At 67.7% G+C, this 26,790-nt stretch carries 26 protein-coding genes; 8 read left to right on the top strand and 18 right to left on the bottom strand.

Annotation, left to right across the window (positions count from 1 at the left end):
• Nucleotides 1-48 precede the first annotated feature (48 nt).
• The 5 genes from lnt to miaB all read right to left on the bottom strand — a co-directional run bounded on the left by lnt (nucleotide 49) and on the right by miaB (nucleotide 5,437).
• Nucleotides 49-1,569: an apolipoprotein N-acyltransferase gene (gene lnt / locus ACXI0U_RS01145; protein WP_479549612.1), complete on the bottom strand. Its 1,521-nt coding sequence runs from the start codon at nucleotides 1,567-1,569 to the stop codon at nucleotides 49-51.
• 102 nt (nucleotides 1,570-1,671) lie between these two features.
• Nucleotides 1,672-2,511 (bottom strand): HlyC/CorC family transporter, encoded by an 840-nt coding sequence (locus ACXI0U_RS01150; RefSeq protein WP_021222012.1) that lies wholly within the window; start codon nucleotides 2,509-2,511, stop codon nucleotides 1,672-1,674.
• A 21-nt stretch (nucleotides 2,512-2,532) separates the two neighbouring features.
• A complete protein-coding gene (gene ybeY, locus ACXI0U_RS01155; protein WP_021222011.1) occupies nucleotides 2,533-2,991 on the bottom strand; it encodes an rRNA maturation RNase YbeY in 459 nt (152 codons plus the stop codon).
• The gene (locus ACXI0U_RS01160; protein WP_037022330.1) at nucleotides 2,984-4,006 is read right to left on the bottom strand and encodes a PhoH family protein; all 1,023 of its coding nucleotides are present in this window, start codon (nucleotides 4,004-4,006) and stop codon (nucleotides 2,984-2,986) included. Before ACXI0U_RS01160 ends, ybeY begins: the two co-directional genes overlap by 8 nt.
• A 90-nt stretch (nucleotides 4,007-4,096) precedes the next feature.
• Nucleotides 4,097-5,437, bottom strand: a complete 1,341-nt coding sequence (miaB, locus tag ACXI0U_RS01165) for a tRNA (N6-isopentenyl adenosine(37)-C2)-methylthiotransferase MiaB (RefSeq protein WP_043244993.1) — start codon at nucleotides 5,435-5,437, stop codon at nucleotides 4,097-4,099.
• Between the two features lie 128 nt (nucleotides 5,438-5,565).
• Here miaB and ACXI0U_RS01170 point away from each other — a divergent pair, with 128 nt between their 5' ends.
• Complete coding sequence (locus ACXI0U_RS01170) at nucleotides 5,566-5,895, top strand: DUF1820 family protein (RefSeq protein WP_021222008.1); 330 nt, start codon at nucleotides 5,566-5,568, stop codon at nucleotides 5,893-5,895.
• A gap of 256 nt (nucleotides 5,896-6,151) precedes the next feature.
• Here ACXI0U_RS01170 and ACXI0U_RS01175 read toward each other — a convergent pair whose 3' ends face one another.
• The 4 genes from ACXI0U_RS01175 to ACXI0U_RS01190 all read right to left on the bottom strand — a co-directional run bounded on the left by ACXI0U_RS01175 (nucleotide 6,152) and on the right by ACXI0U_RS01190 (nucleotide 9,623).
• Nucleotides 6,152-6,700: a tetratricopeptide repeat protein gene (locus ACXI0U_RS01175; RefSeq protein WP_021222007.1), complete on the bottom strand. Its 549-nt coding sequence runs from the start codon at nucleotides 6,698-6,700 to the stop codon at nucleotides 6,152-6,154.
• Nucleotides 6,701-6,876: 176 nt separating this feature from the next.
• On the bottom strand, nucleotides 6,877-8,166 hold the full coding sequence (gene hemL, locus ACXI0U_RS01180; RefSeq protein WP_184489642.1) for a glutamate-1-semialdehyde 2,1-aminomutase: 1,290 nt from the start codon (nucleotides 8,164-8,166) through the stop codon (nucleotides 6,877-6,879).
• A gap of 33 nt (nucleotides 8,167-8,199) precedes the next feature.
• Nucleotides 8,200-8,829: a thiamine phosphate synthase gene (thiE, locus tag ACXI0U_RS01185; RefSeq protein WP_431483392.1), complete on the bottom strand. Its 630-nt coding sequence runs from the start codon at nucleotides 8,827-8,829 to the stop codon at nucleotides 8,200-8,202.
• Nucleotides 8,826-9,623, bottom strand: coding sequence for a hydroxymethylpyrimidine/phosphomethylpyrimidine kinase (locus ACXI0U_RS01190; protein WP_021222004.1), 798 nt, complete (start codon nucleotides 9,621-9,623; stop codon nucleotides 8,826-8,828). The genes thiE and ACXI0U_RS01190 overlap by 4 nt, the downstream gene beginning before the upstream one ends.
• A gap of 299 nt (nucleotides 9,624-9,922) precedes the next feature.
• Here ACXI0U_RS01190 and ACXI0U_RS01195 point away from each other — a divergent pair, with 299 nt between their 5' ends.
• The 3 genes from ACXI0U_RS01195 (at nucleotide 9,923) to ACXI0U_RS01205 (ending at nucleotide 14,721) form a co-directional block, all read left to right on the top strand.
• Nucleotides 9,923-12,316 carry a hybrid sensor histidine kinase/response regulator gene (locus ACXI0U_RS01195; protein WP_374979839.1) on the top strand — a complete coding sequence of 798 codons (2,394 nt, stop codon included), beginning with the start codon at nucleotides 9,923-9,925 and terminating at the stop codon, nucleotides 12,314-12,316.
• A gap of 106 nt (nucleotides 12,317-12,422) precedes the next feature.
• Nucleotides 12,423-13,061 carry a TetR/AcrR family transcriptional regulator gene (locus tag ACXI0U_RS01200; protein WP_431483393.1) on the top strand — a complete coding sequence of 213 codons (639 nt, stop codon included), beginning with the start codon at nucleotides 12,423-12,425 and terminating at the stop codon, nucleotides 13,059-13,061.
• A 10-nt stretch (nucleotides 13,062-13,071) separates the two neighbouring features.
• Nucleotides 13,072-14,721: an acyl-CoA dehydrogenase family protein gene (locus ACXI0U_RS01205; RefSeq protein ID WP_479549613.1), complete on the top strand. Its 1,650-nt coding sequence runs from the start codon at nucleotides 13,072-13,074 to the stop codon at nucleotides 14,719-14,721.
• A 58-nt stretch (nucleotides 14,722-14,779) separates the two neighbouring features.
• Here the strand turns inward: ACXI0U_RS01205 and ACXI0U_RS01210 are convergent, their stop codons facing one another.
• Nucleotides 14,780-15,511, bottom strand: coding sequence for a cell envelope integrity TolA family protein (locus ACXI0U_RS01210; RefSeq protein WP_479549614.1), 732 nt, complete (start codon nucleotides 15,509-15,511; stop codon nucleotides 14,780-14,782).
• A 146-nt stretch (nucleotides 15,512-15,657) separates the two neighbouring features.
• On the opposite strand from ACXI0U_RS01210, the gene amn reads away from it, so the two are divergent.
• Both amn and ACXI0U_RS01220 read left to right on the top strand, forming a co-directional pair.
• Nucleotides 15,658-17,139 (top strand): AMP nucleosidase, encoded by a 1,482-nt coding sequence (gene amn / locus ACXI0U_RS01215; protein WP_021221999.1) that lies wholly within the window; start codon nucleotides 15,658-15,660, stop codon nucleotides 17,137-17,139.
• 149 nt (nucleotides 17,140-17,288) lie between these two features.
• Nucleotides 17,289-18,104 carry a hypothetical protein gene (locus ACXI0U_RS01220; protein ID WP_265170452.1) on the top strand — a complete coding sequence of 272 codons (816 nt, stop codon included), beginning with the start codon at nucleotides 17,289-17,291 and terminating at the stop codon, nucleotides 18,102-18,104.
• A 43-nt stretch (nucleotides 18,105-18,147) separates the two neighbouring features.
• Here the strand turns inward: ACXI0U_RS01220 and ACXI0U_RS01225 are convergent, their stop codons facing one another.
• Entirely contained in the window at nucleotides 18,148-19,227 is a 1,080-nt protein-coding gene (locus ACXI0U_RS01225) for an MBL fold metallo-hydrolase (RefSeq protein ID WP_021221997.1), read from the bottom strand.
• Nucleotides 19,228-19,379: 152 nt separating this feature from the next.
• Between ACXI0U_RS01225 and ACXI0U_RS01230 the strand changes: the two genes are divergently transcribed.
• Nucleotides 19,380-19,949 carry a pseudouridine synthase gene (locus ACXI0U_RS01230; protein WP_021221996.1) on the top strand — a complete coding sequence of 190 codons (570 nt, stop codon included), beginning with the start codon at nucleotides 19,380-19,382 and terminating at the stop codon, nucleotides 19,947-19,949.
• A 26-nt stretch (nucleotides 19,950-19,975) separates the two neighbouring features.
• Here ACXI0U_RS01230 and ACXI0U_RS01235 read toward each other — a convergent pair whose 3' ends face one another.
• The 7 genes from ACXI0U_RS01235 to ACXI0U_RS01265 form a co-directional block, all read right to left on the bottom strand.
• Nucleotides 19,976-20,368 carry a globin gene (locus ACXI0U_RS01235; RefSeq protein ID WP_021221995.1) on the bottom strand — a complete coding sequence of 131 codons (393 nt, stop codon included), beginning with the start codon at nucleotides 20,366-20,368 and terminating at the stop codon, nucleotides 19,976-19,978.
• Between the two features lie 75 nt (nucleotides 20,369-20,443).
• Complete coding sequence (locus tag ACXI0U_RS01240) at nucleotides 20,444-20,647, bottom strand: DUF2788 domain-containing protein (RefSeq protein ID WP_021221994.1); 204 nt, start codon at nucleotides 20,645-20,647, stop codon at nucleotides 20,444-20,446.
• 188 nt (nucleotides 20,648-20,835) lie between these two features.
• Complete coding sequence (locus tag ACXI0U_RS01245) at nucleotides 20,836-21,315, bottom strand: Lrp/AsnC family transcriptional regulator (protein ID WP_021221993.1); 480 nt, start codon at nucleotides 21,313-21,315, stop codon at nucleotides 20,836-20,838.
• 465 nt (nucleotides 21,316-21,780) lie between these two features.
• A complete protein-coding gene (locus ACXI0U_RS01250) occupies nucleotides 21,781-22,200 on the bottom strand; it encodes an MAPEG family protein (RefSeq protein WP_479549615.1) in 420 nt (139 codons plus the stop codon).
• Nucleotides 22,201-22,311: 111 nt separating this feature from the next.
• Nucleotides 22,312-23,205 carry a cation diffusion facilitator family transporter gene (locus ACXI0U_RS01255; protein WP_374979843.1) on the bottom strand — a complete coding sequence of 298 codons (894 nt, stop codon included), beginning with the start codon at nucleotides 23,203-23,205 and terminating at the stop codon, nucleotides 22,312-22,314.
• Entirely contained in the window at nucleotides 23,202-23,705 is a 504-nt protein-coding gene (locus tag ACXI0U_RS01260; RefSeq protein WP_479549616.1) for a DinB family protein, read from the bottom strand. Before ACXI0U_RS01260 ends, ACXI0U_RS01255 begins: the two co-directional genes overlap by 4 nt.
• On the bottom strand, nucleotides 23,705-24,124 hold the full coding sequence (locus ACXI0U_RS01265; RefSeq protein WP_184489652.1) for a polyribonucleotide nucleotidyltransferase: 420 nt from the start codon (nucleotides 24,122-24,124) through the stop codon (nucleotides 23,705-23,707). The genes ACXI0U_RS01260 and ACXI0U_RS01265 overlap by 1 nt, the downstream gene beginning before the upstream one ends.
• Before the next feature lie 129 nt (nucleotides 24,125-24,253).
• Between ACXI0U_RS01265 and hrpB the strand changes: the two genes are divergently transcribed.
• Nucleotides 24,254-26,785, top strand: a complete 2,532-nt coding sequence (gene hrpB, locus ACXI0U_RS01270) for an ATP-dependent helicase HrpB (RefSeq protein WP_479549617.1) — start codon at nucleotides 24,254-24,256, stop codon at nucleotides 26,783-26,785.
• Nucleotides 26,786-26,790 lie beyond the last annotated feature (5 nt).

Genomic DNA, 26,790 nt, shown 5'->3' on the forward strand with positions numbered 1-26,790 from the left:
GCGCGTCCCGGGCTGAAGCCCGGGCTACGGTGGCGCCGGGGCGCGGGGTCAGACGGTCTTGGCGATGCGGCTGGCCAGCAGGGCCCAGCCGAACAGCAGGCCGCAGAGGATCACCAGCGGCCAGGCACGCCATTTCAGGTAGGGCGTCAGCTCCTGCATCGGCACCACCTCGCCATACAGGGTGGCCTTCTGGAACTGCGGGATGCTTTCGGTGATCTGGCCGAAAGGGTCGATCAGCGCGGTGACGCCGTTGTTGGTGGCGCGGATCATCCAGCGGCCGGCCTCCAGGGCGCGCATCTGGGCCATCTGCAGGTGTTGCAGCGGGCCGATGGAGGTGCCGAACCAGGTGTCGTTGCTCACCGTCAGCAGCAGTTCGCTGTTGGCCGACAGGCCGGCGGCGAACTCGGGGTAGACCACTTCGTAGCAGATGAAGGGTGCGATGCGGTACCCCTTGGCCAGCAGCGGCTGCTGGTCGGCCGGGCCCCGGGCGAAGTCCGACATGGGCAGGTCGAAGAAGGCGATCAGGCCGCGCAGTACGTCCTGCAGGGGGACGTACTCGCCGAAGGGCACCAGCTTCTGCTTGAGGTAGGTGCCTTCACCTTCACCGACCACGGTGATGCCGTTGTAGTAACGCTTTTCACCGCGCTCATTGAGCTGGCGGATCGGCACCCCGGTGATCAGGGTGGCCTGGCGATCATGGGCGAAGCGGTTCATCACCGAGAGGAAGCCGTCGGCGTATTCCTTGAGCACCGGCACGGCGGTTTCCGGCCAGATGATCAGGTCGGCCTTCTCGGCGCTGAAGGTCATGTCGCGGTACAGCGCCAGCTGCGCGTTGAGCTGTTCCGGATCCCACTTCATGTTCTGTTCGACGTTGCCCTGCAGTGCGGCGACCTTCAGTGGCTCGCCGGCGGGTTTGGTCCAGGCGTGGCCTTTCAGGGCCTGGCCGGCGATCCAGGGGGCGACCAGCAGCACCAGGCCGGCAGCGAGGAAGCCTGGGCGTGTGCGCAGGCGCACCAGGTTGACCAGCAGGGCGGCGGTCAGCGCGAGGACGAAGGACACCAGCCACATGCCGCCCACCGGGGCGAGCCCGGCCAGGGGCGCGTCGAGCTGGCTGTAGCCGGCGTAGAGCCAGGGGAAGCCGGTGAGGAACCAGCCGCGGAGGGCCTCCTGGGCCAGCCATAGGGCGGCGAAGGCCAGGGCGTCGGCCAGGGGCGCTTCGCTGCGGCGGAACCAGCGCGCCCAGACGATGGCGGGCAGGGCGAAGAACAGCGCGACGCCGGCGCTGAAGCCACCGGTGAGGAAGGCCGCCAGCGGCACCGAGGCGGCGCCGTAGTCATGGATGCTGACGTAGATCCAGCTGGTGCCGGCTATGAACAGGCCGAAGCCGTAGCACCAGCCGCGGATGAAGGCCGCCTTGGGCGCCAGGTCGCGCAGGCCGAGGTAGAACAGCGCCAGGGACAGCAGCGAGAGTGGCCAGATATCGAAGGGCGCGAGGGCGAGCGGGGTGAGCGCGCCGGCCGCCAGAGCCAGCAGGTTGCCCGGCCAGCCGGGGCGGGTGATCCAGTTCATGCACAGTCCTTGGGCTTGGTGGCGCGGTCGCGCCCGGGGAGTTCGTCGCGGCGCAGTCTAGCCGGGCCGCGCCCGCGCCGTGAAGCGGGGCGCGGCGTGGTCTCAGCGGGACAGCGGACTGAGGCGCAGCAGGTGCAGGCGGCGGCTGTCGGCGTTGAGCACGCGGAAGCGGAAATCGCCGATCTGGGTGACTTCGTTGCGCTTGGGCAGGTGGCCGAAGGCGCCCATCACCAGGCCGCCGACGGTGTCGAATTCGTCTTCCGAGAAATCGGTTTCGAAGAATTCGTTGAAGGCGTCTACCGGGGTCAGTGCCTTGACGATGAAGTCGCCGCTGGGCAGCGGCTTGATGTAGCTGTCTTCCTCGACATCGTGCTCGTCCTCGATGTCGCCGACGATCTGCTCCAGCACGTCCTCGATGGTCACCAGGCCGGCGACGCCGCCGTATTCGTCGATGACCACGGCCATGTGGTTGTGGTTGGCGCGGAATTCCTTGAGCAGGACGTTGAGGCGCTTGGACTCGGGGACGAAGGTCGCCGGGCGCAGCATGTCCTTGATGGCGAAGGGGCGCTCCGGGTCCTGGAGGATCAGCGGCAGCAGGTCCTTGGCCAGGAGGATGCCCATCACGTCATCCAGGCCCTCGCCGATCACCGGGTAGCGCGAGTGCGCGGCGTCGATGATCGCCGGAAGGAATTCCTTCGGGCTCTGGTTGGCCTTGATGCTGATCATCTGCGAGCGCGGCACCATGATGTCGCGTACCTGCAGGTCGGCGACCTGAATTGCACCTTCGACGATCGACAGGGCTTCGCTGTCCAGCAGCTTGTTCTGGTGCGCTTCACGCAGGAGCTCCAGCAGCTCCTGGCGGTTCTTCGGCTCATGGGCAAAGGCCTGGGTCAGCTTTTCCAGCCAGGACCTGTGCCCGTTGCTCGATCGATCTTCGCTCATATGTCCTTGCTCGGTGCCTTCTTATTCGTCATCGCGGTAGGGATCGGGGTGGCCCAGTTCAGCCAGCAATTCCCGTTCCAGCGCTTCCATTTCTTCGGCTTCTTCATCTTCGATGTGGTCGTAACCGAGAAGATGCAGGCAGCCATGAATCACCAGGTGCGCCCAGTGGGCGTCCAGGGCCTTGCCCTGTTCAGCGGCCTCGCGGGCCACCACCGGGGCGCAGATCACCAGGTCGCCGAGCAGCGGAATATCCAGCAACTCGTCGGGCACGTCGGCGGGGAAGGACAGTACGTTGGTGGCGTAGTCCTTGTGCCGCCAGGTGTTGTTCAGCTCGCGGCCCTCGGGCTCGTCTACCAGGCGGATGGTCAGCTCCGAGTCGGCACTGCGCTGGCGCAGGGCCAGTTCGCACCAGCGGCGGAAGTCGGCTTCGCCGGGCAGCCCGGGGGCTTCACTGGCCAGTTGCAGGTCGAGTTCAAGCATCGGCGTCGATCGCACCCGGGTCGTTGTCGGCAGGCTTGGGCTTGGGCTGGTTGCGGTTGTCGTAGCGGTCATAGGCTTCGACGATGCGCTGCACCAGCGGGTGGCGGACCACGTCCTGGGACTTGAAGTGGGTGAAGGCGATGCCCGGTACGTCACGCAGCACATCGATCACGTGGGTCAGGCCGGAGCGGGTGCCGCGCGGCAGGTCGACTTGGGTGATGTCGCCGGTGATCACGGCCGTTGAGCCGAAACCGATACGGGTGAGGAACATCTTCATCTGCTCGAGGGTGGTGTTCTGACTCTCGTCGAGAATGATGAAGCTGTTGTTAAGGGTGCGGCCGCGCATGTAGGCGAGCGGGGCGACCTCGATGACCTGCTTCTCGATCAGCTTGGCCACCTGCTCGAAGCCGAGCATCTCGTACAGGGCGTCGTAGAGCGGGCGCAGGTAGGGGTCGATCTTCTGCGACAGGTCGCCGGGCAGGAAGCCGAGCTTCTCGCCGGCCTCGACCGCCGGGCGCACCAGCAGGATGCGGCGGACCTGTTCACGCTCCAGAGCGTCCACGGCGCAGGCGACGGCGAGGTAGGTCTTGCCGGTGCCGGCCGGGCCGATGCCGAAGTTGATGTCGTGGTCGAGGATCGATTTGACGTAGCGCTGCTGGTTGGCGCCGCGCGGGCGGATCATGCCCTTGCGGGTGCGCAGGGCGACGCTGGTGTCGACCTTGGCGGGGCTGGCCAGCTGCTCCATGCCGGTTTCCTGGAGGAACAGGTGGACCATGTCCGGCGATAGCTCGCTGGCTTCGGTTTCACGGTAGAGGCGGCGCAGGAGGTTTTCCGTGGCCTGGGTACGCTGGGCGTCGCCAACCAGTTCGAACTGGTTGCCGCGGTTGCGTATCTCGATGGCCATGCGCTGTTCGATCAGCCGCAGGTGCTCGTCGAATTGGCCGCAAAGGTTGGCGAAGCGACGGGCTTCAAAGGGTTCCAGGGTGAAGCGGTGCAAATCCAGGGGTGCGTTCAATGTCGTCTGTATGTGGCCGCCGAACGGCAGGGATAGGAAAGGAAGAATAAACCCAGGTGCCCGACTGTGAAAGCTCGGGCATCTCGGAATTCAGTGCAGGGTCTCGTTGATCAGGGTGCCGCGCAGGGAGTGGGGCAGGGCGTCGTCGATGTGGACGTCGACGAACTGGCCGATCAGCCGCGGGTTGGCACTGCGGAAGTTGACGATGCGGTTGTTCTCGGTGCGGCCCTGGAGCATGCCCGGGTCCTTCTTGGAAAAATCGCTGACCAGGATGCGCTGGGTGCTGCCGACCATCCGTCGGCTGATCTCGAAGCCCTGCTGGTGGATGCGGCCCTGGAGGATCATCAGGCGCTGCTTCTTGACCTCGTCCGGGGTGTCGTCCACCAGGTCGGCAGCGGGGGTGCCGGGGCGCGAGCTATAGATGAAGGAGAAGGAGAAGTCGAAGCCGACGTCTTCCACCAACTTCATGGTGGCTTCGAAGTCCTTCTCGGTCTCGCCGGGGAAGCCGACGATGAAGTCGGAGCTGATGCAGATATCCGGCACTGCCGCCTTCAGCTTGCGCACGCGCGACTTGTATTCCAATGCGGTGTGGTTGCGTTTCATCGCCGCGAGCACGCGGTCGGAGCCCGCCTGCACCGGCAGGTGGACGAACTTCACCAGTTCGGGCACCTCGGCGTGGGCCTGGATCAGCGCATCGGAGAATTCCAGCGGGTGAGAGGTGGTGTAGCGCAGGCGGTCGATGCCATCGACGGCGGCGACCACGCGGATCAGCTCGGCGAAGTCGGCGATGCGGCCGTCATGGGTGGTGCCCCGGTAGCCGTTGACGTTCTGCCCGAGCAGGGTGATTTCGCGCACGCCGTTGTCGGCGAGGTGGATCACCTCGGCGAGCACGTCGTCGAAGGGGCGGCTGACTTCCTCGCCACGGGTGTAGGGCACGACGCAGAAGGTGCAGTACTTGCTGCAGCCTTCCATCACCGAGACGAAGGCGCTGGGGCCGTCGACGCGGGGCTCGGGGAGGCGGTCGAACTTCTCGATCTCGGGGAAGCTGATGTCCACCTGGGGCACGCGGGTGCTGCGTGCCGCGTCGATCATCTCCGGCAGGCGGTGCAGGGTCTGCGGGCCGAAGACCACGTCGACATAAGGGGCACGATCACGTATCGCCGCCCCTTCCTGGCTGGCCACGCAACCACCGACGCCGATCACCAGCTGCGGGTTCTGCTGCTTCAGGTCACGCCAGCGGCCCAGTTGCGAGAACACCTTGTCCTGCGCCTTTTCGCGGATGGAGCAGGTGTTGAGCAGGATGACATCGGCGTCTTCGGCGCGCTCGGTCACTTCCAGCGCCTGGTGTTCGCCCAGCAGGTCGACCATGCGCGAGGAGTCGTACTCGTTCATCTGGCAACCGTGGGTCTCGATGTAAAGCTTCTTGGCCATGCACGTTCGTCGGGTGGTTCGAAGAACCGCGCATTATAGTCGGCAGGCGCCTGGCTTCCTAGCGTCCGCCGTCCGGAGCCGTGCTATGCTTCGCGCCCCTCGAACTTCCCCCTCCTGCCGCCTCCTCCATGACCAAGCGCGACCCGATCTACAAGGTGATCTTCCTCAACCAGGGCCAGGTGTACGAGATGTACGCCAAGCAGATCTACCAGAGCGATCTGTGGGGCTTTCTGGAGGTAGAGGAATTCGTCTTCGGCGAGCGCACCCAGGTGGTGGTCGACCCCAGCGAAGAAAAGCTCAAGGCCCAGTTCGAAGGCGTGGTGCGCAGCTTCGTACCCATGCACGCCATCATCCGCATCGACGAGGTCGAACGCCTCGGCACCCCGAAGATCAGCGAAGCCAAGGTCACCGGCAACGTCATGCCGTTCCCGATGCCGATGCCGGATAAGAGCAGCTAAAAGTTGCAAGCGGCAAGCTTCAAGTAAAAGCATCTCAGCTTGGAGCTGCGGCGTAGCTGCTAGTGCGTAGGATGGGTAGAGCGTAGCGAAACCCATGCTGCCGATGCTCGGCATCACTCCGAAATGGTGGACCGGTAAAGCGTGGTCCACCCTACATCCAGGTTCCGAAACAGATAAGCCGGGGGGGGTGACGATATCCGTCGAGCCCTCAGGCTGCGCCGCTCGCCGCTCGCCGCTCGCCGCTGCGGCGCAGCCGCTAAGGCAACGGCGAGAAAGGCGAGCCGCCGTCGGCGGTCTGCAGTTCGATCAGGTAGTTGCGGAAGATCTGCCCCAGCACCTGGGTGGCGATCTCGAGTTCGTCGGCGCGCATCTGGCCGGAGACCATGTCGGCGGTGTCCATCGCCTCGTCCGAGCCGTTCACCGCGGCCATCTTCAGCACGATATAGGCCTGCACGTTGCTGGCTGGCACGCCCTCACCCCGGAAGAACATGTTGCCGAGGCGGAACTGCGCCTGGGCGTTGCCCTTCAGGGAGGCTTGCTCGAACCAGTTGAGCGCCTGGTGCAGGTCGCGGGGGGTGCGCTTGCCGTCGTAGTAGAACTCGCCCAGCTCGTACTGCGCCTCGGTGTCGCCGGCCTTGGCGGCCTGCTGGCAGTTGGAGAGGGCTTCCTGCTGGTCTTCGGGTTGCGTATTCAGGCTGCAGCGCCCGGTGGCCGAGATCAGCAGGGAGTTACCGCCGGCTTCGGCCAGCAGTGGAGAGAGGAGCAACAGGCTGCCCAGGGTCAGGATGCGGCCGGTGCGGTTCATGAAATCACAGCGCCTCGAAAAGCAGTGCGGGCGACGGGCCCGGCCGGCGAAACGCGCCGACCGTCACATTATGAAATAAGCAAGGCGCTTCTTACAAAGTCTTTGCGCGGATTTCCTTGCATCCGGGCGCTGGCCCGTAGGCGCGGCTCCCGGATGCAACGTCCGCGTAAAGCCGGTCAGGCCTTTTTCAGCTCGGCGAACGCGCGCTCGGCGGCGTCCAGGGTGATGGCCAGCTCGGCATTGCCGTGGGCGATGGAGGTGAAGCCGGCCTCGAAAGCGCTGGGCGCCAGGTACACGCCACCCTGCAGCATCAGGTGGAAGAAGCGCTTGAAGCGCTCGGCGTCGCTGGCCATCACGTCGTCGAAGGTGACGATGTCGTCGGCGCCGCTGAAGTAGAGGCCGAACATGCCGCCCGCCTGGGTGGTGACGAAGGGAATGCCGGCGGCATCGGCACGCTGTTGCAGGCCGTCGAGCATGCGGCTGGTGTAGTCGCTCAGCTCGGCGTGGAAGCCGGGGCGGCTGATCAGCTTCAGGGTGGTCAGGCCGGCGGCCATGGCAAGCGGGTTACCCGAGAGGGTGCCGGCCTGGTAGACCGGGCCCAGCGGAGCGATCTGCGACATGATTTCGCGCTTGCCGCCGAAGCAGCCCACGGGCATGCCGCCACCGACGATCTTGCCGAAGGTGGACAGGTCCGGCGTCACGCCGTAGTAGCCCTGGGCACCGCCGAGGGCGACGCGGAAGCCGGTCATCACCTCGTCGAAGATCAGCACCACGCCGTGCTGGTCGCACAGGCGGCGCAGGCCTTCGAGGAAGCCCGGGGCCGGGGGGACGCAGTTCATGTTGCCGGCCACCGGCTCGACGATGATGCAGGCCACGTCCTGGCCCACTTCGCCGAGCATCTTCTCGACGGCGTCGATGTCGTTGAAGGGCAGCGTCAGGGTGTGCTTGGCGAAGGCTGCGGGCACGCCGGCGGAGCTTGGCACGCCCTGGGTCAGCAGGCCGGAGCCGGCCTTCACCAGCAGGCTGTCGGAGTGGCCGTGGTAGCAGCCTTCGAACTTGATGATGCTGTCGCGGCCGGTGTAGCCACGGGCCAGGCGGATGGCGCTCATGGTCGCCTCGGTGCCGGAGCTGACCATGCGCACCATCTCCATGGACGGCACCAGGGAGCAGACCAGGTCGGCCATCTCGGTTTCCATGGCGGTCGGGGCACCGTAGGAGAGGCCGTGCTCCAGCTGGCGGCGCACGGCGTCGAGCACGTCGGGGTGGCTGTGGCCGAGGATCATCGGGCCCCAGGAGCCGACGTAGTCCACGTAGCGCTTGTCGTCCTCGTCCGTTACGTAGGCGCCCGCAGCGTGCTTGAAGAACAGCGGCGTGCCGCCGACGCTCTTGAAGGCGCGGACCGGCGAGTTGACGCCACCGGGGATGTGTTTCTGGGCGTTGGCGAACAGGGTTTCGGAACGGGACATGTCAGGCTCTCTCTGAAAACGGGTGTACGGGGCTCAGGCCGGATCGAACAGGGCGCTGAAGGCGCGCGCGCGGCGCTCCACTTCGGCGGGGCTGTCGGCGGCGAACAGGGCGTGGATCACGGCGATCAGGTCGGCGCCACGGGCGATCAGCTCGGGGGCGTTGTCCTGGGTCACGCCGCCAATGGCCACCAGCGGCAGGGCGAAGCGGCGTTTGGCTTCGTCCAGCAGCTCGGGCGTGGCGGCAGGGGCGCCGGGCTTGGTGTTGGAGTTGAAGAAGCGACCGAAGGCGATGTAGCTGGCGCCTTCGCGCACCGCGGCCTCGGCGAATTCCAGGTTGGCGTGGCAGGTGCCGCCGATGATGGCGTTGCGGCCGAGCAGGGCGCGGGCGGCGGCGAGGGAGCCGTCGCCCTGGCCCAGGTGCACGCCGACGCTCAGGCGCGCGGCCAGTTCGGCATCGTCATTGATGATCAACTGCGCACCGTGGCGCGCGCACAGCTCGCGCAGGGCGTCGGCTTCGCGCAGGCGGCGGGCATCGTCACCGGATTTGTCGCGGTACTGCAGCAGTCGGGCGCCGCCCTTGAGCGCTGCCTCGACGTAGGGCAGCAAGCGGCCGTCGGCGAGCAGGGCGCTGTCGGTGATGGCATAGAGACCGCGCAGCTTCATGAGCAGAAGTCCAGTGGCAGGCGGCGCGGCACGAACTGGCCCTGGCCGGGCTGCTCAGCGTCACGCAGGGTGCGCCAGGTGTAATCGAGGGCGGTTTCCACGGCGCTGACCAGGTCCTGGCCGAGGGCCAGGCGGCCGGCGAGGGTGCTGGCCAGGGTGCAGCCGGAGCCGTGATAGCTGCCCGGCAGGCGCTGGCAGGTGAAGGTGTGCTGGCTGCCATCGCGGGAATAAAGGCGGTTGTGCACTTCGGTCTCGTCGCCATGGCCGCCGGTGATCAGCAGGTGGCGGACGAACGGCAACAGCTTCTCGGCGCACTGGTCGGCGGTGCCTTCGGGCAGTTCGGCGAGGATGCGTGCTTCCGGCAGGTTGGGGGTGGCCAGGGTGGCGACCGGCAGCAGGCGCTCGCGCATGGCGAAGCCGACTTCGTCCTTGCCCAGGGCGCCACCGCCGCCCGCGCGCAGCACCGGGTCGCAGACCAGCGGCACGCCCGGCAGGGACTGCATGATTTCCAGGACCGTCTCGACCATTTCCACCGAGCCAAGCATGCCCAGCTTGACGGCGGAGACCGGCAGGTCGGCGATCACCGCATGGGCCTGGGCCAGCACCCACTCGCGGTCGAGCACGCGGAAGTCGGAAACGTTGACGGTGTCCTGCACGGTGAGGGCGGTCACGGCAGGGGCGGCATGGCAACCCTGGGCGATCAGGGCTTCGATGTCCGCCTGGAGACCGGCGCCGCCACTGGGGTCGTGGCCGGAAAGACAGAGGACGATGGGGCGGGAGATGGGCTTTTTCATGGTGCGCGAGCTTATCACTTTTCCAACGCCCGGAGCCCGGCCGGCCCGTGCGCATTGTCGGACAAAAGGTCTCTGCGACAACCTGCCCCAGGGTGGGGCAGGAACACGCCCTTGCGTCTTCCCGTGTCATGCCTTGTAAGTGCCGTTCTAGAGCGGCTGGTGGCTTATGGCAATGTGCCTCTTCGTGCGGCCTTGGGCTGTGCTAAAGTGAGCGAATTCGAACAACCAGGCCCCGTGTGGCGCGTCAGCAGGGGAAGAAGGGACTTCCCGACGCGCACAACAGGCCTTTGCGGGGCTTCATGCGGCGCGTCCTTCTGCTTCTTCTCCTTCTGGTTTCCACGTCCGTGCTGGCGGTCGAATTTGACGAGCAGACGCGCCAACTGCCCCTCGGGCGGCACATGGACGTATTCGAAGACGTACGCGGCGACGCCAGCCTGGCCGATATCACCTCGCCCGCCCTGGAAAGCAGCTTCCGCCGTCACGACAAACCCGTGCTCAACGCCGGCTACTCGCGCTCGGTGTTCTGGCTGCGGGTGGACCTCGACTACCGCCCGCGCACGCTGGGCGGCCAGCAGCCCTGGTTGCTGGAGCTCGCCTACCCGCCGCTGGATCACCTCGAGCTCTACCTGCCCGACGGCCTGGGCGGCTACCGCCTGGCCCAGCGCACCGGCGACGCCTTGCCCTTCTCCAGCCGCGAGATCAAGCAGAACAACTACCTGTTCAGCCTCAACCTGCAGCCCAACCAGCCCCAGCGCCTCTACCTGAGGCTGCAGAGCCAGGGCTCGATCCAGGCGCCGCTGGCCCTGTGGTCGCCGCAGGCCTACCTGGAAGAGCAGCCCGGGCGCATCTACGTGCTCGGCATCATCTACGGCGTCTTGCTGGTGATGCTGATCTACAACCTGTTCATCTTCCTCAGCGTCCGCGACACCAGCTACCTCTACTACATCCTCTATATCGCCTCGTTCGGGCTCTACCAGATCTCGGTGAACGGCGCCGGCATCGAATTTTTCTGGCCCGACAGCCCCTGGTGGGCCAACGCCGCGACGCCCTTCCTGATCGGCTCGGCCTCGCTGTTCGGCAGCCAGTTCGCCCGCAGCTTCCTGCACACCGCCGAACACAGCCCGTGGATGGACCGCACCCTGCTCGGGCTGATGGCCATGGGCGGCCTGGTGATGGTGCTGTCGCTGGCCGCCAGTTACGGCGTGGCCCTGCGCCTGGCCACCTCCCTGGCGCTGATCTTCACGGTGGTGATCTTCACCGCCGGTATCCTCGCCTGGCTGCGCGGCATGCGGGTGGCGCGCTACTTCATCTTCGCCTGGACCACCTTCCTCATCGGCGGCGCCATCAACACCCTGATGGTGCTGGGCTACCTGCCCAACGTCTTCCTCACCATGTACGCCAGCCAGATCGGTTCCGCGCTGGAGGTCGGGCTGCTGTCCCTGGCCCTGGCCGACCGCATCAACGCCATGAAGGAAGAGCGCACGCGCATCCTCCAGGAAGCCGGGCGCAAGTTGGAGACGCTCAACCAGGAACTGGCCAACAGCAACCGCCTGAAGGACGAATTCCTCGCCACCGTCACCCACGAGCTGCGCACCCCGATGAACGGCGTGATCGGCTCCCTGGAGCTGATGCAGACGGTCAAGCTCGACGTCGAGCTGGAGCAGTACCAGAAGACCGCCGCCAGCTCGGCGCGGGACATGATGCGCCTGGTCAACGACATCCTCGCCATGACCGAACTCCAGGCCGGCAAGCTCTACCCCCGGCGCGAACCCTTCAGCCTGCGTGGCCTGTTCGACAGCCTGCGCGCCCAGTACGCCCCGCGTGCCGAAGACAAGGGCCTGCGCTTCTCCCTGGAGCTGGATGAAAGCCTGCCCGACATGCTCGAAGGCGACGCCGGCAAGCTCTCCCAGTCCCTTGGCTATCTGCTGGACAACGCCATCAAGTTCACCCCCCGGGGCAGCGTCACCCTGCGCGTGTTGCGCCTGGAGTCCAGCGGCGACGACCTGGGCCTGCGCGTGGAAGTGGAAGACACCGGCATCGGCTTCCAGACCCCGGCCGATGGCTCGCTCTACCGCCGCTTCCGCCAGATCGACGGCTCCATGACCCGCGAATATGGCGGCCTGGGCATCGGCCTGGCCCTGGCGCGGCAGCTGGTGGAGCTGCTGGGTGGCGACCTCACCCATGAATCCGAGCCCGGCCAGGGCAGCTGCTTCCGTCTCGACGTGCAGCTGACCCGGCCCGCCCAGCCGCAGTTGCCGGCCACGCCCCCGCGCCGCGCCGCCGGCCAGGCCCAGCGTCGGCCCGAGCAATGCACCGTGCTGGTGGTGGAGGACAACGCCATCAACCAGTTGGTCACCCGCGGCATGCTGCTCAAGCTCGGCTACCGCGTGCGCACCGCCGACAACGGCGCCGAGGCCCTGGAGCTGCTGCGCCGCGAACCGGTGGACGGCGTCCTGCTGGATTGCCAGATGCCGGTGATGGACGGCTTCGCCACCTGCCGTGCCCTGCGCGGCATGCCCACCTATGCCGACCTGCCGGTGCTGGCGATCACCGCCCACAGCCACAGTGGCGACCGCGAGCGCTGCCTGGCGGCGGGCATGAGCGACTACCTGGCCAAGCCGGTCAAGTTCGAAGAGCTGCGCACCCTGCTGCACGACTGGCTGCTCTGCCGGCCGGTGGAAACCAGCGCCTGAACAGTCCCGGCAGGCGGCGTTTTTCCCCTTTCCGACGGCGTTAATCCCGCTTTCTGCAAAGTCTGAATCCTGATTCACTGAAAAAAGATGAATCAGGATTCAGACCATGTCCTACCGAGTCACCGCCACCCGAATCGACCGTGACCAGGCACTGCGCCGGCGTATTCTCGATTGCGCGCTGGCCCGCGTGGCCGAGGGCGGTTTCGCCGCACTCACCATGCAGGCCCTGGCCGAGGACGCCGGCGTCGCCACCGGCAGCCTGTACCGGCACTTCCGCAACAAGGGTGAGCTCGCGGCCGAAGTCTTCGCCCGTGCCAGCCAGGTGGAAGTGGACACCCTGGCCCAGTTGCTGCGCGGCCCAGGCACCCCCACCTGGCGCCTGGCCGAAGGCCTGAACCAGTTCGCCGCCCGCGCCTGGAGCAGCCGCCGGCTGGCCTTCGCCTTGATCGCCGAGCCGGTGGACCAGGAAGTGGACGAGCAGCGCCTGCTCTATCGTGAGTCCTACGCCGAGCTGTTCATCGAGTTGCTGGAGGAAGGGCGCGCCAGCGGCGAATTCGACCTCCTCTCCACGCCCCTCACCGCTGCCTGCCTGGTGGGGGCCATCGCCGAAGCCCTGGTCGGCCCCTTGTCGCCGCCCGCCCGCGCCGCCCGTGAGCCCGGGCAATCCCAGGCCGACCTCGAACTGGTCAGCCGCAACCTCGTTTTCTTCTGCCTGCGCGCCGTTGGCGCCGCCATCCCTGCCTAGGAGAACCGCCATGAAGCTGCACCAGTTCGCCGAGACCCATGACGTGCTCAACCAGGTGCCGTCCCTGGACGGCGCCAACCTCTACCGCGTCGACCTGCCCCTGCAGGAATGGACCCGCCGCTACGACGGCGGCTGGGCCGAGGCGCAGCTCGACCGCTACGGTGCTGCGGCCGGCGGCGCGTTGATGGCGGCGGGTTTCCTCGCCAACGAGAACAAGCCGGTATTCAAGAGCCATGACCGCTACGGCAACCGCATCGACCTGGTGGAGTTCCACCCCGCCTACCACGAGCTGATGGCCTCGGCCATCGCCGCCGGCATCCCCTCGCTGCCCTGGACCGACCCGCGTCCCGGCGCCCAGGTGGCGCGCGCGGCCCTCAACTACCTGCACAACCAGCCCGAGGCCGGCAACGCCTGCCCGCTGACCATGACCTACGCCAGCGTCCCGGCCCTCAAGCTGCAGCCGGATATCGCCGAAAAGTGGCTGCCGAAGATCCTCTCCACCCAGTACGACCCGCGCAACCTGCCCATGGAGCAGAAGAGCGGCGTCACCATCGGCATGGCCATGACCGAGAAGCAGGGTGGCACCGACGTACGCGCCAACACCACCCGCGCCCACCCCGTCGGCATCCCCGGCCCGGGCCAGGCCTACGAGCTGGTCGGCCACAAGTGGTTCTGCTCGGCGCCCATGTGCGACGCCTTCCTCACCCTGGCCTACACCGACAAGGGCCTGTCCTGCTTCCTGCTGCCGCGCCACCGCCCGGACGGCACCCGCAACCAGTTCTACATCCAGCGCCTGAAGAACAAGCTGGGCAACTGGGCCAACGCCTCCAGCGAGGTGGAATACCGTGGCGCTCTGGCCTGGATGATCGGCGAGGAAGGGCGCGGCGTGCCCACCATCATCGAAATGGTCTCCCTGACCCGCTTCGACTGCATGATCGGTTCCAGCTCGCTGATGCGTCAGGCGCTGACCCAGGCCGCGCACCACTGCGCCCACCGCAAGGTCGGCGGGCGCGTGCTGGCCGACCAGCCGCTGATGCAGAACGTACTGGCCGACCTGGCCCTGGAAAGCGAAGCCGCGCTGGCCCTGACCATGCGCATGGGCCGCGCCCTGGACCACGCCCACGATGAGCAGGAAGACAAGTTCGCCCGCCTGGTCACAGCCGTGGGCAAGTACTGGATCTGCAAGCGCGCCCCCGCGATGATCAACGAGGCCCAGGAATGCATGGGCGGCGCCGGCTACGTCGAGGAAACCATCCTCCCGCGCCTCTACCGCGAAGCGCCGGTCAACTCCATCTGGGAAGGCTCCGGCAACGTCCAGTGCCTGGACGTGCTGCGCGCCCTGTCCAAGGAGCCCGGCGTGCTCGACGCCCTGTTCGCCGAACTGGGCGACGGCCACGGCGACGCCCGCCTGGCCGCCCACATCGGCAACCTCAAGGCCGCCTTCCACGACACCGCCGACATCCAGTACCGCGCCCGCCAGCTCACCGAAGACGTCGCCGTGGGGCTGCAGGCCAAGCTGCTGCTGGAAGCCGGCAACGCCACCGTCTCCGACGCCTTCATCGCCAGCCGCCTCGGCCACGGCGGCCGCGTCTACGGCACCCTGCCGCGCGGCGTGGATGTCGAAGCGCTGGTGGCGCGCAGCACGCCGCATCTGGTGTAACGCTCGGCGTGTGGCGTCGTAGGTCGGGTGAAACCCGGCGATCTTTCTGGCCAGCGGTTCAGCGCCGCTGCCAGATCATCTTCCCGCCCGTGCCCTCGGTGACCAGGTAGGGGTCGCTGAAGCGGTAGCGGGCGGCGGGCTGGTAGTCGGCGGCGCCTTGCTGGCGTACCAGCAGCACGCCGTTGTCGCTGCGCCATTGGCCGCTGTATTGCAACTGGCCGGGGCTGTCGTAGCTCCAGTCGCCGCCACCGCCGGCGGAGCGGGTCCATTGCGCCACGCTGCCGTCGGCGCCGAGGCGCAGGGTCATCACGGTGTTGAAGGAGGCGAAGCCGGTGCCGCCGCTGCTGTTGATGATCTTCTCGTGCACCCAGTTGCCCACCAGTGCCGGGTCCAGGCCGCCGCCCGTGCTTTGGGGCTGTGCCTGTGCGTTCGCCTGGTCGGCGCGCAGGAACAGTGCCTGGCGTTCCAGCACCTGGCCGTTGCGCGGGTCGCGGGCGGCGATGCGGGTGGCGAGCTGGGCGTCGGCGTAGCGGGCGGCGAGGGTGGCGACCACCTGGCCGGATTGCGGCACGCTGATTTCCGCTCGCAGCACCTGGCCGTCGAAGCTGCCCTTGAGGTCGAGGCGCAGGCTGCCGTTCTCCACGTACTGGCCGCTCACTGCCTGGCCGTCCTGGCGCAGCACCAGCTCGGTGGGTTGGCCGTCGAGGTTGGCCTGGTAGCGGCCGTCGAGTTCGCCGGCCAGCAGGGAGCAGCAGTAGAGGGCGGGTAGCAGGCAGAGAAGGCGGGCCATGGCGGAGGACTCGTCGTTGGGGTCGCCCAAGCCTAGTCGCAGGCCGTGCAGGCTGCCATTGCCGGGACAATCGTCGCGCAATGCACCGAAGGCTCTATGCCGCGGGCCCGGACAGCGGCAAGATAGAACCTGTTCGCACAGACAGGATGCCGATCGTGACCCAGGATACCCCCGAGTTTCTCATCGCCAGCACCGCCGAAGAGGCGGTCGACCGTCTGGCCGAGCTGCATGGCCGCGCCACCTCTGCGCTGAGCCAGGCCCTCAAGCTCTACCTCAAGGAACGGGCCGAGCCGGACGCCGCCCAGCGCGCGCAGTTCCGCTACCCGGAGTTGCGCATCACCTATCGCTGCCAGGGCGAGGTCCCGTCCACCGTCCGCGCCTACGCCAAGATGCAGGTGCCGGGCACCTACAGCGTCACCGTCACCCACCCTGCGGCCTTCCGCAAATACCTGCTGGAGCAGCTGCGCCCGCTGATGAGCGACTTCACCGTGCAGGTGGAAGTGGGCGTGAGCCAGCAGAACATCCCCTATCCCTATGTGGTCGAGCAGGGCGATGAGCTGGCCGGCACCGACGTGACTGCCGCCGCCCTGGCGCGGGTGTTCCCCAGCACCGACCTGTCCGCCGCCACCGATGGTGTCGCCGACGGGCTCTATGACTGGGAGCAGGCCGACCCGCTGCCCCTGGCGCTGTTCGACGCGGCGCGGGTGGATTTCTCCCTGCGCCGCCTGGTGCACTACACCGGCAGCGACTGGCGCCATGTGCAGCCCTGGATCCTGCTCACCAACTACCACCGCTACGTCGACCAGTTCATCCAGCACGGCCTCACCCAGCTGCGCGAAGACCCGCGCTTCGTGCGCATGGTCCTGCCCGGCAACGTGCTGGTGGAGCGGGACATGAACGAGGAGACCATGCAGGCGGTGATCGACAGCGTGGTCTGGCACCGCTACCAGATGCCGGCCTATCACCTGATCGCTGCCGACGGCCATGGCGTCACCCTGGTCAACATCGGCGTCGGCCCGTCCAACGCCAAGAACATCACCGACCACCTGGCGGTGCTGCGCCCCCACTGCTGGCTGATGATCGGCCACTGCGGCGGGCTGCGGCAGTCGCAGACCATCGGTGACTACGTGCTGGCCCACGCCTACATGCGCCGCGACGGCATCCTTGATCGAGTGTTGCCGCCGCATATCCCGCTGCCGGCCCTGGCCGAAGTGCAGCAGGCCCTGCAGGACGCAGCAGCGCTGGTCACCGGCGAACACGGTGAAGACCTCAAGCGGCGCCTGCGCACCGGCACCGTGCTCACCTACGACGACCGCAACTGGGAGCTGCGCTGGGCCCAGGAGCGCCCGCTGATCAACCTGTCGCGGGCGGTGGCGGTGGACATGGAAAGCGGCACCATCGCCGCCCAGGGTTATCGCCTGCGGGTGCCCTACGGCACGCTGCTGTGTGTCTCCGACAAGCCGCTGCACAGCGAGATCAAGCTGCCGGGCTCGGCCAGCGCCTTCTACCAGCGCGCCGTCAGCCAGCACCTGCGCATCGGCATCGCCGCGCTGGACCTGCTGCGCACTCAGCTCAACTCGCTGCACTCGCGCAAGCTGCGCAGCTTCGACGAGCCGCCGTTCCGCTGATCGTTCGTTGAATAGGAAAAGGGCCGCATGATGCGGCCCTTTGTCTTGTGGGGCTGAACGATCGTACGTCCTTTGGTGAGCTGCTCGGCAGCCGTGCACTCGGGTTTCGATTTAAGCTGCGGCCTTCAAGGACGAGCGAGGTGACATCGATGGAGCAGGCCCGCCACTTACTCACGGCATTCTGGGAACCGTTCAGCTTCCTGAACCTTTTCGCCTGGATCAGCGGCGCACTGCTGTTAGGCACGATCGCCGGCCTGGTGCTGGCCATCCAGTTGCACCGCGGCGGTTGGCTGGCCCGCAGCAAGCGCTGGCATCACTGGACGCTCAAGCTGTATTTCCTGCTGCTGCCGCTGGCCGGAGGTGTGCTGGGATTCCAGGGCGGGATGCTGTACAGCGGACAGCAACAGATCAACCGGCACCTGGACAGCTACGCGCCGGCCGTGCAGCGGCTGGCCGATGACACCTGGCAGGACTTCCAGGCTTATGTCCAAGCCCAGGACGAGCAGCGACTGCAGGCCTTGCGCGGCGCCAGCGTGCAAGCGGCACTCAATCAACTGGCGCTGGATTACCTGCGCGGCGAGCGGCAGCAGGAGGCCGACGCGCGAGCCGAGGCGTCGCTGGCCGAGCGCGTGGCCTTCGACCTGCTCGATCGTCTGCGAGCGAGCCTGCTTGGCAAGGCCTTGGGCGAGGTGGCGGTGAGCGAGGCGGCGAGCTACAGCGGGCTCAACAAGAAGGTGCTGGCCGGGGTGCTCGATGCGCGGGTGGAGCAACTGTTCCAGGCCGAGTTCCTGCTGGACCTGCTGAAGCGCCAGGTCGGCCATGTGTTCAAGCCGTTTTACATCGCGCTGCTGCTGCAGCTCGGCCTGCTCCTGGTTTTAATCGCCGGGGAGTGGGGTGTTTCACGCTGGCTCCGCCAGATCCCGTCCGCCGCCCTGGCGGAGCCGGTCGCACTGGGGGCTCCGTAACAAACGGGCCGCGTGATGCGGCCCGTTTGTTACGGGCGGTGGCTCAGTTGCCGCTGGCCTCGGCGAGGCCGGTTGCGGCGTCGCCGTCCAGGGCGGGCACCTGCCACTGGTAGCCCGGCGTCGGCACGCGGAAGTTGTCGGCCTCCACGTTCCAGTCCGCCAGCGCCTTGGCCAGGTCCTTGGGCGGGGTGTACTGGCCTTCATCGGTGAGGTTGAAGGTGCCGAAGTGGATGGCCAGGCTGTTGCGCGAATCCAGCTGCTTGTGGGCCTGCACGGCATCGTCCGGGTTCATGTGGTTGTCGCGCATGAACCAGCGTGGCGCATAGGCGCCGATGGGCAGGGCGGCGAAGCGCATGGGCCCGAAGCGCTCGTGGATCAGGCGGAACTCCGGCCCCAGCCCGGTATCGCCGGGGAACAGCAGCGGGCCGTCCGGCGAGGTGACCACGAAGCCCATCCACAGGGTCCGGTTGGTGTCGCCGCGGGTGCGCGCCGACCAGTGCTGCACCGGCACCGAGTGCAGGGTGAGTTCGTCGTTCAGCGGCAGCTCCTGCCACCAGTCCAGCTCCACCACGCGGGCGAAACCTGTCTCGCGGATCAGCGGGCCGTTGCCCAGCCCGGTGGCCACGGTGGCCAGGGGGAAGCGCTCGGCCAGGCCGCGCAGGCTTTCCAGGTCCAGGTGGTCGTAATGGTTGTGGCTGACCAGGATCAGGTCGATGGGCGGTAGCTGGTTGAGGCTCAGGCCCGGCTGCTGATGGCGGCGCGGGCCGATGAAGCTGAAGGGGCTGACGCGCTGGGACCACACCGGGTCGGTGACGATGTTCAGGCCGCGGTGCTGGATCAGCACGGTGGCGTGGTTGATGTAGGTGATGCGCAGCTCGTCGCCCTGCACCCGCTCGACGACCTCGGGGGCGGCGACGGCGGGCTCTTCCACCCAGGGCGCCTGCTTCTCGCGGTTGAACTGCCACTTCAGCACCGACCACAGGTCCTTGTGCGGCTTGGGTTCGATGTTGTGGAAACGCTGGCCGTCGAAGTGGTCCGAGGTCGGCCCCTGGTAGGGCGTGCCCGCACAGCCGGCCAGGGTCATCAGGCTGATCAGCCAGGTGGGGCGTAACGCACGGGGCATGGTGGTCCTCGCTCTTGCGGTGGTGGGGCGCTCAACCTAGCATGCGCTTCCGATACCCTGTCCACTGCCGCTCGTAACCAGCCATGTCGTCCCGCCCGCCGCGCTCTCCACGTCCTTCTTCCCGTCGCCCCCAGCCCGCCGCTCCCCGCCGCGTGGCCAAGGCGCCGCCGGCCGAACCGCGCCTGGTGCTGTTCAACAAGCCGTTCGACGTGCTCACCCAGTTCAGCGATGGGGAAGGGCGCGCCACCCTCAAGGATTTCATCGACATCCCCGGCATCTACCCCGCCGGGCGTCTCGACCGTGACAGCGAGGGCCTGCTGCTGCTGACCAATGACGGCCGCTTGCAGTCGCGCATCGCCGATCCCAAGCACAAGCTGGCCAAGACCTACTGGGTGCAGGTGGAAGGGGAGCCCAACGAAGAACAGCTGCAGCGCCTGCGTGACGGCGTCGAACTCAACGACGGCCCGACCCTGCCGGCCGAGGCGCGCCTGCTGGAGGCGCCGCAACTGTGGGAACGCGACCCGCCCGTGCGCTTCCGCAAGAGCGTACCCACGGCCTGGCTGGAACTGGTGATCCGCGAGGGGCGCAACCGCCAGGTGCGGCGCATGACGGCCGCCGTCGGCCTGCCGACCCTGCGCCTGGTGCGCGTGCGCATCGGCCCCTTCGCCCTGGACGGGCTGGGGCTCGGTCAGTGGAAGGACGTGCCGGCGCGTCTGGACTGAGCGCCGGCGGCTGGATCAGGAACTGATCAGTAGAAGGACTTGATCACTTCGATGCCCTTGTTCAGCACCTCGCGCCAGGCGCTGCGTACCTCGGTGCTGTGATCCTTGTCGTGCTCGGCGATGGTCAGCAGCAGCGACTCCACCCACAGGTCGTACATCTCGGGGCGGATGTCGAAGCCCTCGCGGGAGTGGGTGGCGCCGAGTGCGCGCAACTTGGTGTCGGGCATGCCGCGGGCGAACATCACCAGGTTGAGGATGCCCTGGCGCAGCAGTGCCTTCTGCGCCGGCATATCGGTCTCGGTGAACTTGGCGCGGATCTGCGGCGAGCTGTCGAGAAAGCGGCGATAGAAGGCATCGAAGAAATCGGGGTTGGCACAGCAGCGTCCATAGCTCTGCATGACGCGATCAGTGGCGTTCATGTTGTCTCCAGGCAGAAAAAACGAAGCCGCCCACGCAGGCGACCTTGCCTGTGCGGGGAGCGCGGGGGAGGTTTTTTACATGCCTTCGAGGCCGCCGATCACCAGGGATTTGATGACGAAGCCGAGCACACCGAGACCCAGGGCGAGGAACAGGATGAAGGTGCCGAAGCGACCGGCCTTGGACTTCTTCGCGAGGTCCCAGACGATGAACGCCATGAACAGCACGAGACCGGCGATCATCGCGGTCATCATCCACTCTTCGAATTTCTCGGGGCTCATTCTCAACCTCTAGCAGCGAAACGAATCAGACCCGGCGCGGGAATGCGCCGGGCAGTGATGCCGTGAGGGCGGGGGCTGCGGTTGTTGTTCTGCGAGCCTGGGGCTCTTATTGGCGAAACCACGCGGGGCACAGCAAAGGCGCGGCGATTATACGCCGCGCTCCGGTGCTCGCCAGTACCACCTACGTATTAGCCGCGCAGGTGGGTCAGCGGCAGCTCCGTGGTGCTCAGCACCTGGTTGAGCACGAAGCTCGAACGCACGCTGGTAACGCCTTCGATGCGGGTCAGTTGGCCCAGCAGGAACTGCTGGTAATGGTCCATGTCCGGCACCACCACCTTGAGCTGGTAGTCCGCCTCCATGCCGGTCACCAGGCAGCACTCCAGCACCTCCGGGCACTGGCCGATCACCGACTGGAAGTGCTCGAAGCGCTCCGGGGTGTGGCGGTCCATGCCTATCAGCACATAGGCGGTCAGGCTCAGCCCCAGCTTCTTGCGGTCGAGCAGCGCCACCTGGCGCACGATGTAGCCGTCGTCCTCCAGCTGCTTCACCCGCCGCGAGCAGGGCGAGGGCGACAGGCCGATGCGCTCGGCCAGCTCCTGGTTGGAGATGCGCGCATCGCGCTGCAGTTCGGCGAGGATCTTCAGGTCGTAGCGGTCGAGTTTTTCCATCTGTGCACCCGGATTCTATGTGGATTGCCAGGAATGATGCGTGATTAGTGAAAAATTGCGCAAGTGGCAATCTGCAGAGCAATCATTGCAATCATCTGTCGTGCCCGGCAGCTTAAGATTCTTCTCAGTTTCACGGCCCGGACAGCATGTCCACCCGACCCGCCCAATCAGGCGCGTCGGCGCCGCCGAACCCACCGGTTCGAGTCGGCCCCCGGGTCCGCGCTGCCCAATCAGGCAGGCGATGAAAGCGGCGACACAATTGCCAGCACAGGACAGATTCCCCAAAGGGGGGCCCGAAATAGGGGCCCCCCTTTTTTATTGCCCGCGAGAAAAACCGTGATGCACAGGCTTGAACCGTAGGATGGGTAGAGCGAAGCGAAACCCATGCTGATGCGCATGCCCATGATGGGTTCCGCCACGCTCGCGGAACGCCGTCTGACCCATCCTGCGGTAGCTGTGGATATCTCAGACCAGATTGGCCAGGCGCAGCAGCCACCAGGCCAGCACCGCCAGCTGCACGAAGAAGCCGGCGAAGCGCAGCCAGACGAACAGCGCGCTGGTGCTGATCAGGTGGACGATGCTTTGGAAGATGCGCGCGCCCAGAAGCACCAGGGCCAGCGGGTCGGTGATGGCGGTTTGCGCGGTGGCCAGGGCGAACAGCAGCACCGCCGCCTGCATCGGCAGGTTTTCCAGGCAATTGGCGTGGGCGCGCACCAGGCGCTGGCCGAGTGCACCGGGCGTGTTGCTGCCATCGGGGGCGAAGGCGTTGACCTTCATCCGCCCGCCGAGCACCAGCAGGCCGCGCTGATTTACCAGTAAAAAGACCAGCAGCAGGCTCCAGGCGACCAGGCCGAGCAAGGCGATGGCAGTGGGGGATTGCGACATGGGAAAGGCTCCTCGAATTGTTGTTGTGGGATGACGCGCGGCGAATATAGAGCAAAAGCTCTAAATCTGCGAAGCCAACCAACAATGGGGAGGAATACCGGTAGGGCAGTCTCAGCGGCGGGCGGCCTGGACCACCTCGATGGGGTCGGCGTGCACCAGCACCTCGGCCCGTGGGTAGGCCGCGATGATCGCCTGTTCCACCCGCTCGCACAGCGCATGGGCCTGGGACAGCGGCAGCTCGCCCGGCAGCTCCAGGTGCAGTTGCACATACCAGTGGCTGCCGGAAATGCGCGTGCGCAGGTCGTGGGCGCCCAGCACGCCGGGCACCGCGCAGGCGAGCTGGTGCATGTGCTCGCCCACTTCTGCGGAGACTTCCTCGTCCATCAGCACTGCCACCGATTCCCGGGCGATGCTGATGGCGCTCCAGAGGATGTAGGCGGCAATGCCCAGGCCGAAGAGGCCGTCCACCCGGTCCCAGCCCTGGCTGGCTAGCGCCAGGGCGATGAGGATGCTGGTGTTGAGCAGCAGGTCCGAGCGGTAGTGCAGGGAATCGGCCCGCACCGCGGTGGAGTGGGTGACCTGCACCACATGGCGCTGGAAGGCCAGCAGGGCGAGGGTCAGCAGCAGGGACAGCACCATCACCGCCATGCCCAGGCCCTGGCTGCCCAAGGGCTCCGGCTGGCGCAGGTGCTCGACCGCCTGCACGCCCACCAGCACGGCGCTGGCGGCGATGAACATGGCCTGGGCCAGCCCGGCGAGGGATTCCGCCTTGCCGTGGCCGAAGCGGTGGTCATCGTCCGCCGGCTTCAGGGCGAAACGCACGGCCAGCAGGTTGAGCAGGGAGGCGGCGCTGTCCAGCAGCGAGTCGGTCAGGCCCGCCAGCAGGCTGACCGAGCCGCTCAGCCACCAGGCGACTGCCTTGGCCAGCACCAGGGTCAGGGCGACACTCAGCGAGGCGCTGGTGGCCAGGCGTAACAGGCGTGCGTGCTGCGCTGAAGTGCTCATGAACGGCTGGGCTGGTAGTAGATGAAATCCAGCGGCGGGCTTTCCAGGCCCATCGCCGTCATCGCCGCGGTCACCTGGCCCCGATGGTGGGTACCGTGGTTCACCAGGTGGGTGATGATTTCCCCATGGGGGCGGCGGAAGGGCTCGCCCTTCATGTTCTGGTATTCCAGGGGCGCGGCCAGGGCGTCGTCGTCCTGCCCGGCCAGCCAGGCGCGCCACAGGCCGATGCCTTCGGCCAGTACTGCGGCCAGGGCAGCGCGGTCCGGCGCGGCCTCGGCGTCCAGCCGCTCGAAGGGGCGGGGCAGGTGCAGCAGGCGGGAGAACCAGATGCGGTCCACCACGGCCAGGTGGTTCAGGGTGCCGTGGATGGAGCCGAAGAACAGGCCGCGATCGGCCCGGTAGCGGGTTTCGTCGAGGGGCGCGAGGCTCGCCAGCAATTGCCGGTAGGCCCAGCCGTGGTAGGCCAGGAGTCTGTCGAAATGGCCGGCGAGCGCACGCATCAGGCGGCCGGTTTCAGGCCATAGGCGGCCAGTTGCTCGAGGCTGCCGCTGTGCTGGATCAGGCGCGGGTCGTCCAGCGGCAGGTTGCGGCCGGTTTCACGCTCGATGATCGCCTTGAGGCGGGCGTTGTCGATCTTGCCGTCGGTGCCGATGGCGTCTTTCAGCAGCGCCGGGTCGACCTGGGCGGTCTCGTTGTCCGGCAGGTAGATGGCACCGGTGGCGAAGTCGACGCCGAAGGCGATCAGGCCGGGGATCACATAGAAGAGGATGCCGACGGCGTTGAGGGCGGCGACCACGGGGTCGATCTTGCCTTCGATCTGGCCACGACGGTCAGGGAAGAACAGCGTGCCGCAAGCGGTCAGCTGGGTCAGCAGGGCGGCGGCGACGGCGCCACCGATCAAACGGGAAGACATGCGCATATGCGGCTCCAGGCGAGAAAATGGCGTCACTATACCAAGGCGTTCATTGCAAAACGCACGGCAGTGTTGAGACCACACGAAAGGGCTGGCAGTTCGCCGCTATAATCGCCACCCCGCGTTGGAGCCCCCATGAATCCGCTACCCATCGATGCCGTCCTGCCCGCCCTGCGCGAGGCCCTTGCGCAGCGCCATGAAGCGGTGCTCGAAGCGCCCCCCGGCGCCGGCAAGACCACCCGCGTGCCCCTGGCGCTGCTGGGCGAACCCTGGCTCGCCGGGCAGTCCATCCTCATGCTCGAACCCCGCCGCCTGGCTGCCCGGGCCGCCGCCGAGCGCCTGGCCGACGAGCTGGGCGAGAAGGTCGGCGAGACCGTGGGCTACCGCATCCGCCTGGAGTCGAAGGTCGGCCCGCGCACGCGCATCGAAGTGGTGACCGAAGGCATCCTCGCCCGCCGCCTGCAGGACGACCCGGCGCTGGAAGGCGTCGGCCTGGTGATCTTCGACGAATTCCATGAGCGCAGCCTCGACGCCGACCTGGCCCTTGCGCTGACCCTCAACGGCCGCGCGCTGCTGCGTGACGAGCCGCCGCTGAAGGTGCTGCTGATGTCCGCCACCCTGGAGGGCGAGCGCCTTTCCAGCCTGCTGGACGCGGCGCCCGTGGTGCGCAGCGAGGGGCGCATGTTCCCTGTGGATATCCACTGGGGGCGGCCCTTCCAGGCTGGCGAACACATCGAGCCGCGGGTGCTGCAGACGGTGCTCCTGGCCCTGGCCGACCAGCCGGGTAGCATCCTCGTGTTCCTCCCCGGCCAGGCCGAGATCCGCCGCGTCGCCGAGCAGCTCGGCGAACAGCTGCAGGGGCGCAGCGACGTCCTGCTCTGCCCGCTGCACGGCGAGCTCGACCTGGCCGCCCAGCGCGCCGCCATCGAGCCCGCGCCGGCCGGCACGCGCAAGGTGGTGCTGGCCACCAACATTGCCGAAACCAGCCTGACCATCGACGGCGTGCGCGTGGTGGTGGACGCCGGCCTGGAGCGGGTGCCCTGTTTCGACCCGGCCAGCGGCATGACCCGCCTCGACACCCAGCGCATCTCCCGCGCCTCCGCCACCCAGCGTGCCGGCCGCGCCGGGCGCCTGGAGCCGGGCGCCTGCTACCGCCTCTGGTCCGAGGCCCAGCACCAGCAGCTGGCTGCCCACGGCAGTGCCGAAATCCTCCAGGCCGACCTCGCCGGCCTGGCCCTGCAACTGGCGCGCTGGGGCGTGGAGCCCGGCGAACTGGCCTGGCTCGACCCGCCGCCCGCCGCCGCCCACGGCCAGGCCCGTGACCTGCTGCGCCGCCTGGGCGCCCTGGCCCCGCGCGAAAGCGGCGGCCTGACGCTCACCACTCACGGCCAGGCCATGGCCGAGCTGCCGGCGCACCCGCGCATCGCCCACCTGTTGCTGCGCGGGCAGGCGCTGGGGCTCGGCAGCCTGGCTTGCGACCTCGCTGCGCTGCTCGGCGAGCGCGACATCCTCCGGGGTGGCGGCGCCGACCTGCACAGCCGCATCGCCCTGCTCGCCGGCGAGGCGGGTGCCGCCCGTGGCGCCAAGGGCGGCGTGCAGCGTGCCCGCCAGCTGGCGCGGCAGTTCCGCTCCTACCTGCGTGGCGCCGCCAGCGAAGCCGTGGCCGACCCGGACCACCCGCGCTGGCTCGGCTGCCTGCTGGCCTTCGCCTACCCCGACCGCATCGCCCAGCAACGCCGCCCCGGGGGCGCCGAATACCGCCTGGCCAACGGCCGTGCCGCGCTGTTCGCCGAACCCGATGCGCTGATGAAAGAGCCCTGGCTGGTGATCGCCGACCTGGGCAGCCGCCAGGGCCAGCGCGAGGAGCGCATCTACCTCGCCACCGACCTCGACCCGACGCTGTTCGAAGGCCCCCTCGCCGAACAGGTCAGCGCCCAGGAGCTGCTGGACTGGGACGAACGCGAAGGCGTGCTGCGGGCCGAACGCCAGCGGCGCATCGGCGAACTGGTGCTGGACCGCGAACCCCTGGCCAGCCTGGACGAAGCCGCGCGCACCCGCGCCCTGGTGGGGCTGGTGCGGCGCAAGGGCCTGGAGCTGTTGAACTGGACGCCGGACCTGCGCCAGTGGCAGGCCCGCGTGGCGCTGCTGCGGCGCCTCGACCTGGCCCGACAGGGCAGCAGCGATTGGCCGGACCTCTCCGATGCCGCGCTGCTCGATTCCCTGGAGGACTGGCTCGCGCCCTGGCTGGGCAAGGTCAGCCGCCTCAGCCACTTCTCCGCCCTGGAGCTGCCGGGCATCCTCGCCGGCCTGCTGCCCTGGCCGCTGCCCCAGCGCCTCGACGAGCTGGCGCCGCGCGCGATCACCGTGCCGTCCGGCTCGGCCATCCGCCTCGACTACAGCGAAGACACGCCCGTGCTGGCGGTGCGCCTGCAGGAGCTGTTCGGCCTGGCCGACACGCCGCGCATCGCCGAGGGCCGCCAGGTGGTCAAGCTGCACCTGCTGTCCCCCGCGCGCCGGCCCGTGCAGGTCACCCAGGACCTGGCCAGCTTCTGGGCCAACACCTATATCGAGGTGAAGAAGGACCTCAAGGGCCGCTACCCGAAGCACTACTGGCCGGACGACCCGCTGATCGCCGAGCCCACTGCCCGGGCCAAGCCGCGCAAGTGAAGGGG

It is taken from the genome of Pseudomonas sp. C9D1 (assembly GCF_056491235.1).